The organism is Castellaniella sp., assembly GCF_004321985.1.
Taxonomy (GTDB): Bacteria; Pseudomonadota; Gammaproteobacteria; order Burkholderiales; family Burkholderiaceae_B; genus Castellaniella.
In genome coordinates, this window is record NZ_SCQN01000047.1 from 1 (window position 1) to 6110 (window position 6110).

5 protein-coding genes and 1 pseudogene are annotated in these 6110 nt (G+C 61.3%); 2 read left to right on the top strand and 4 right to left on the bottom strand.

The features are described 5' to 3' along the window. Positions 1-412 precede the first annotated feature (412 nt). Positions 413-1939, bottom strand: coding sequence for an aldehyde dehydrogenase family protein (locus tag EPN31_RS12985; protein ID WP_291773884.1), 1527 nt, complete (start codon positions 1937-1939; stop codon positions 413-415). Positions 1940-2295: 356 nt separating this feature from the next. Between EPN31_RS12985 and EPN31_RS12990 the strand changes: the two genes are divergently transcribed. After that, positions 2296-4167, top strand: coding sequence for a sigma-54-dependent Fis family transcriptional regulator (locus EPN31_RS12990; RefSeq protein WP_291773886.1), 1872 nt, complete (start codon positions 2296-2298; stop codon positions 4165-4167). A 44-nt stretch (positions 4168-4211) separates the two neighbouring features. Here the strand turns inward: EPN31_RS12990 and EPN31_RS12995 are convergent, their stop codons facing one another. Beyond that, on the bottom strand, positions 4212-4718 hold the full coding sequence (locus EPN31_RS12995) for a type II toxin-antitoxin system YhaV family toxin (protein ID WP_291773889.1): 507 nt from the start codon (positions 4716-4718) through the stop codon (positions 4212-4214). Beyond that, the gene (locus tag EPN31_RS13000; RefSeq protein WP_291773891.1) at positions 4715-5038 is read right to left on the bottom strand and encodes a type II toxin-antitoxin system PrlF family antitoxin; all 324 of its coding nucleotides are present in this window, start codon (positions 5036-5038) and stop codon (positions 4715-4717) included. Before EPN31_RS13000 ends, EPN31_RS12995 begins: the two co-directional genes overlap by 4 nt. 176 nt (positions 5039-5214) lie before the next feature. Between EPN31_RS13000 and EPN31_RS13005 the strand changes: the two are divergent. Further along, a pseudogene (locus EPN31_RS13005) lies at positions 5215-5638 on the top strand (isocitrate/isopropylmalate family dehydrogenase); the annotation flags it as partial. Positions 5639-5705: 67 nt separating this feature from the next. On the opposite strand, the gene EPN31_RS13010 reads toward EPN31_RS13005, so the two are convergent. Further along, positions 5706-6110: Fic family protein (locus EPN31_RS13010; protein WP_367188318.1), on the bottom strand; the 405-nt coding region annotated here is incomplete at its 5' end.

A 6110-nucleotide genomic window follows, 5' to 3' on the forward strand; every position in this document is an offset into this window, starting at 1 on the left:
GGCCGTCATTGCCAGAAACAGCGGCAGCGTGATGAAGGGGTTCATGATCGCAAACAGCGCGCCCAGAAACTTCGTGGCAAAGACGACATCCATGGTTTGGTGGTTCCTGCCTGCAGAAATGCCCGGTGTGTGTGCAATGGGTAGGCCGGGCTGATTGCGCGTTGAAGAAGGCGGCACGCCGGATGGCCAGACGCGCCGCCTCGCGCATTTTACATGCCGCGGTGGTTGAGGAAATGCCGGCGTTTCGCCGGTGCTGCACTGGGCAATGATCGGAAAGTAGCCATCCGCACGGGCCATGTCGCTTCAGAGTATGCGGTTGGGAGAGGGGATCGATTCCTCCACAAGTCTACGGACTGGTTCCCGCCCTAGCGGGGTGCTCGAGCGCCGGCATGTAGCCGGACGTACCCTGGTGTTAGAAAAAACCCAGTGCGTTCGGGCTATAGCTCACCAGCAGGCATTTGGTCTGCTGGTAGGCGCTCAGTGCCATTTTGTGGGTTTCGCGCCCGATGCCGGATTGCTTGTAGCCGCCAAAGGCTGCGTGGGCCGGATAGAGGTTGTAGCAGTTCGTCCAGACCCGCCCGGCCTGTATCTGGCGCCCTGCGCGGTAGGCCTGCGAACCGTCGCGCGACCACACGCCAGCGCCCAGGCCATAGTAGGTGTCGTTGGCGATGGCGATGGCCTCGTCCTCGTCCTTGAAGGTCGTCACTGATGCGACCGGGCCGAAGATCTCCTCCTGAAAGACACGCATGCTGTTGTTCCCGAAGAGCAGGGTGGGTTTGACATAGAAACCTTGGTCGAGGCCTGTGCCCGGTACGTTGCGGCTGCCACCCGTCAGACACTGCGCGCCTTCATTGCGCCCGATATCGATATAGCTCAGGATTTTTTCCATCTGCACTTGGGACACTTGAGCCCCCAGCATGGTGGAGGCTTCCAGCGGGTGCCCGGTCTTCATGGCCTCGACCCGCTTGACTGCACGTTCGATGAAGCGCTCGTAAATTGACTCCTGTACCAGGATGCGTGATGGGCAGGTGCAGATTTCCCCCTGGTTCAGGGCGAACATGCTGAAGCCTTCCAGCGTCTTGTCGAAGAAGGCGTCATCCTGATCCATGACGCTGGCGAAGAAAATGTTCGGGCTCTTGCCGCCGAGTTCTACCGTGCTGGGGATCAGGTTGTCGGCTGCGGCGTGCAGGATTTGCTTGCCCGTGGGCGTAGAGCCCGTGAAGGCGATCTTGCTGATGCGTTTGCTGGAAGCTAGCGCTTGTCCTGCCTCTTTGCCAAAGCCATTGACGATATTGAGCACGCCCGGCGGCAGCAGGTCGCCGACCAGTTCCATCAGCACCAGGATCGAGGCCGGCGTCTGTTCCGCAGGCTTGAGTACCACGCAATTGCCCGCCGCCAGGGCAGGCCCCAGCTTCCAGGCCGCCATCAGCAGCGGGAAGTTCCAGGGGATGATCTGGCCCACCACGCCCATGGGTTCCTGGAAATGATAGGCCACCGTCGTCTTGTCGATCTCGGAGATACCGCCTTCCTGGGCGCGGATGCAGCCGGCGAAATAGCGCAAGTGGTCGACGGCGAGAGGCAGGTCGGCGTTCAAGGTTTCGCGGATGGGTTTGCCATTGTCGATGGTTTCGGCGGTGGCGAGAAGACGCAGATTCTGTTCCATCCGGTCGGCCATGCGCAGCAGAACCCCTGCGCGTTCGGTAACCGAGGTTTCGCCCCAGGCCTTGCGCGCTGCATGGGCCGCGTCCAGCGCCAGTTCGACGTCGCTGGCTCCAGAACGTGGTACCTCGCAGAACACTTCTCCGGTGATGGGCGACAGATTATCGAAGTATTGCTTGTCCACCGGAGCCACCCAGCGTCCGCCGATGTAGTTCTCGTAGTGTTTCTTGTAGGGGAAGCTGAGGTCTATTCCAAAGTGCTTCAGGTCGGTCATGTCCATTGTTGTCTCCTTGAGTAGGGCGCCGCCGGAGCGGATGCCGGGTCACCGGAACTCCGTGCGCCGATGCTTGATGAACTCATAGCAACATCCGTGCCAACTGAACACCGGATGCTCTCCAGAGGTGACCGGCTGCGTCGGGTCCTGGGGTTCGTTCGTACGCTTGCACCTGGAAAACATTCAAGCTGGTGACCCCACGGGTTCGGGCTTTTCTTGCTGCGGAGACAATGGCACACTGAATGAAAATTACGTTTAAAAACAGCGAACTGTCGCGTTTTGCGACACCCGGTTGTGCAACGTGCGACACGCGTGTTGCATTCCGCGCCGCTGCCGGCACAAGTCCGGACGGAGAGACATCCATGTCGCGTTCAATGCCGCCTACTCTCGCTACAGGCACTCAGGTCGATGCATCCGCTCTGGTTCATCGTTCCTGGGAGCGTTGTGCCAAGCTGGATCCACAGTTGCTGGCCGACCCCAACCCTTTGTCGCGGGTAGATCTCACTTTTCAGATCGAGGCTCACCAGACCTTGCTGCGCCACGCCGGGCCCAGCCTGAGCGCGCTCAGTGCGCTGGCTCAGGCCAACAATGGCATTGCCATCCTTGCAGCGCCCGATGGGCTCATCCTCCACGAACAGGGCAATCTCAATTTTCTCGACAGAGCGCAACGCGTTGCTTTGCGGCCTGGCGTCAATTGGGCCGAATCCCAGCGTGGCACCAATGCTATCGGTACGGCGTTGTACGATGGTCGGGCGGTCCGTATCCATGGGGCTGAGCACTTCCTCGCTCGTAACCAGGTGCTCAGCTGCCACGCGGCCCCCATCCGCTCGGCCACGGGCGGTATCCTGGGCGTGCTCGATCTTTCCGGGCCGGCTGACGTAATGTGTGGCCATGTGCTGACTCTGGTGCAGCGGCTAGCCAGTGGCATCAGCGACCTGATGCTGGCCGAAAGTCCTCTGCAACGGTTCGAATTCCACGCGGGCGAACAGCCGGCCTGCGGTGTGCCGCCCGCCATCCTGCTGCTGGACGACACCCTGCGGATCGTGGGGGCCAACGAGGCGGCTTTGCACGTCCTGAATGCCGATTGGCGGCTGCTTGGCACTCCTTATAGCCAGTGGATGGACGGCGTTCTGCATCCTCAGGACGCTGTCTTGCACCGTCACGATGGCCTGCCGCTGACCGGGCGCCTGATCTCCGGTGACCGACACATCACCAGCAGCGGGGGGGTACGGGCCGGGCTGGCACCCTCCCAATTGGCTGCCGGCATGCTGCCCGAGCCTGACGCCATCAGCCGCCCGCTGCTGGTGCAGGCTGTCCGGGCGGTCGACGGCCAATTGGCTGTCCTGCTGCAGGGTGAGACCGGAACAGGCAAGGAGGTGATGGCGCGGCATATCCACGCTTGCAGCCAGCGCCATGCAGGGGCTTTCGTTGCCATCAACTGCGCCGCTTTGCCCGAACACCTGATCGAATCCGAGCTCTTCGGCTACGAGCCAGGCGCCTTCACTGGTGCGCGGCGCGAAGGCGCCCGCGGCCTGCTGCGTCAGGCGCACCAGGGCACGCTGTTTCTGGACGAAATCGGCGACATGCCGCTTGGCCTGCAGACACGGTTGCTGCGTGTCCTGCAAGAACGCGAAGTGCAGCCGCTGGGTTCCGAAAAGCGTCTGGCACTTGATTTCAACCTGATCAGCGCCAGCCACCAGAACCTGACCGGGCGCATGGCCCAAGGCTTGTTTCGTGCCGACCTGTACTACCGTCTGCAGGGCCTACCCATTGAGCTCCCGCCATTGAGGCAGCGCGCCGATCTCGCGCACTTCATCGCGAGTCAATATGCGAGCCTGGGTGGGGCGCTGGCTACCGATACCCTTGAGATCCTGGCCGACTATTCCTGGCCGGGAAATTACCGCGAGCTGCATAGCCTGCTGCGGCGCTTGCGCTGCCTGCATCCCGAGGATAGTCGGCTGCTGCCGCAGCAGTTGCCTCAGTCCATCCTGTCAGCACGTCCAGAGGCCGAATGCTGTCCTTCTCTGGACGTATCCGATGCTTCGTGTCCTCCGCCTGACGCACGATCACCATCGTCCGTCGTGCTCGATACCGCCGGCATGGCAAGCGGGCTTCGCGAAATCGAGCAATCCGTCATCCGCCAGACGCTGTACGATTGTGCCGGCAACATGGCTCAAACCGCTCGGCGGCTTGGCATTCACCGCAGCACCCTGTATCGCAAGCTCAAGGGCTAGTGCTCCGTTGGCGGCCGTCTTCGTTGACGGCTGGTACCTTTGCCTTATCGCGTCATCCCAGCGGCGAACTGCTGCAGGCGCAGCCCCTCGGCGCGAGCCTCGGCCAGCAACTGGCTCCAATCGTCCGGTGGATGGCCTCTTTCCAGCATCTTGCGGAACATTCGGTAAGCATCGTCACTGCTTTCGTAGGCACGCTTGGTGTCTTCGTCGTTGATCCACGCAAGCACGATCACCTTGCTCGGTGCGTGGTAGCGGAAGAAGAGTCGGTACTGCTGGAAGAACTTTGCCCGGAACCAATGTTTGTGATAGTCACCCAGTGTGCTGCCTTGGCGGTACTCCGTCCGGGTGGGGTCTTGAGGGATGATGTCGAATGCCAACTTGGTGATGGCCGCCAGTCGCTTGCTGGCGTTCTTCTTCACGTACCCGACGGAGTCCTTTTGTTTAAAGGCCTCTACCTGCTGTACCAGCGCTTCAACCTGTGCGAGGAACAGCGGATGGGCAAAGACTGCCCAGCCGTGGATGACCACGGGCGCGGTCTCGTCTGTGGTCATTCATCATCTTCCGGCAGAGCGGCGTCAAGATCGATCGCGGTGCTGCCGATCAGCGATTGGAGCCGTTGGGCAAGACCCGCATCCACTGCGTGAAGGCGCTCGGGATGGCTGGCGATGTCGTGGGCTAGAAAGTCGAGGAAGTGGCCAAGTACGGGGTCGTCAGAAGCTTCAGCGCGAGTCAGGATTACTTCACCGCTGGAGCGGATGGAGTAGTGGATCTTGTCCCGCTTGCCAAGCCGCAGGGCGCGACGCACGGTCTCGGGCACTGTGGTCTGGTAGCGGTCGGTCAGCGTGGATTCGACGTCGAGGGTAGAGGGCACGGCGTTCTCCGGCGAAAGAGTGGATACCTCAGATAGTAATGCAATTACATTGTCTTATCAATGCAATTGCATTGTCTGAGATTGTGCCACCTTGCTCGGTCTGTCAGATCGCAGTTGGTTCTGGGGGTACTCTTGGGGGAGTACTACATTACGGTATTGATGCGGGACCCTTGGGTATCCTCACGGCCCAGTTCGTCATGAATCCGCAGCGGTTCGATGTCGTGGTCGGGTCGAATCTGTTCGGCGATATTTTGTCGGACCTCGGCCCCGCCTGTACCGGCACGATCGGTATCGCACCGTCGGCCAACCTGAATCCGGAAAAGGAATACCCCTCCATGTTTGAGCCAGTCCATGGCTCAGCCCCTGATATCTTTGGACAGAATATTGCCAACCCAATCGAGCCGCTGAACCACGAGATCAAACGCCGCACCGAGGTTGTCGGCATCTTCCCCAACGAGGCCGCAGTCCGGCGTCTGATCGGGGCCATCCTCCTAGCAGACCGACGAGTGGGTGGTGCAGCGGGCCCACTACATGCCACGCGACACGCTGAGTGAAATTCTGGATCAGCCTGTCACTGACCTGCCGGTCGTGGCACACTAACAATCGCAACCAAACCCGCCCGGCCTCGGTCGCGCCGAAAGCTACACCACGCGCGGGGACACAATCGCTACTCCGGGCGATCGTTCAGCTCGTAGCTGGTACTGCGCCCGCCCGCTCCCGATTTCGTCAGTACACCCCGCGCAAGCAGGTCGTTGATGTCGCGCAGCGCCGTGTCCGGCGAGCACTTGGCGATGGCCGCCCACTTGCTGCTGGTGAGTTTGCCTTCGAAGCCGTCGAGCAGTCGGTTGAGCAACTTCACCTGGCGCTCGTTCAGGGGTGTTGCCGCCCAGAGCTGCCAGAAGCGCGCCTTGGTCAGGACGGCATCCAGCGTGTGCTGCGCCTGATCGACGGTGCGATGGAGCGTGTCGAGGAACCAGGCGAGCCACTCGGTGACGTCCACCGATCGCTTCTGGGTCCGCTCCAGGATGTCGTAGTAGGCCTTGCGCTCCCGCTGGATCTGCGCCGACAAACT

Bases quoted from the DNA above. Each gene is read 5' to 3' on its own strand.
- EPN31_RS12985 (WP_291773884.1), bottom strand. From the start codon at position 1,939: ATGGACATGACCGACCTGAAGCACTTTGGAATAGACCTCAGCTTCCCC.
- EPN31_RS12990 (WP_291773886.1), top strand. From the start codon at position 2,296: ATGTCGCGTTCAATGCCGCCTACTCTCGCTACAGGCACTCAGGTCGAT.
- EPN31_RS12995 (WP_291773889.1), bottom strand. From the start codon at position 4,718: ATGACCACAGACGAGACCGCGCCCGTGGTCATCCACGGCTGGGCAGTC.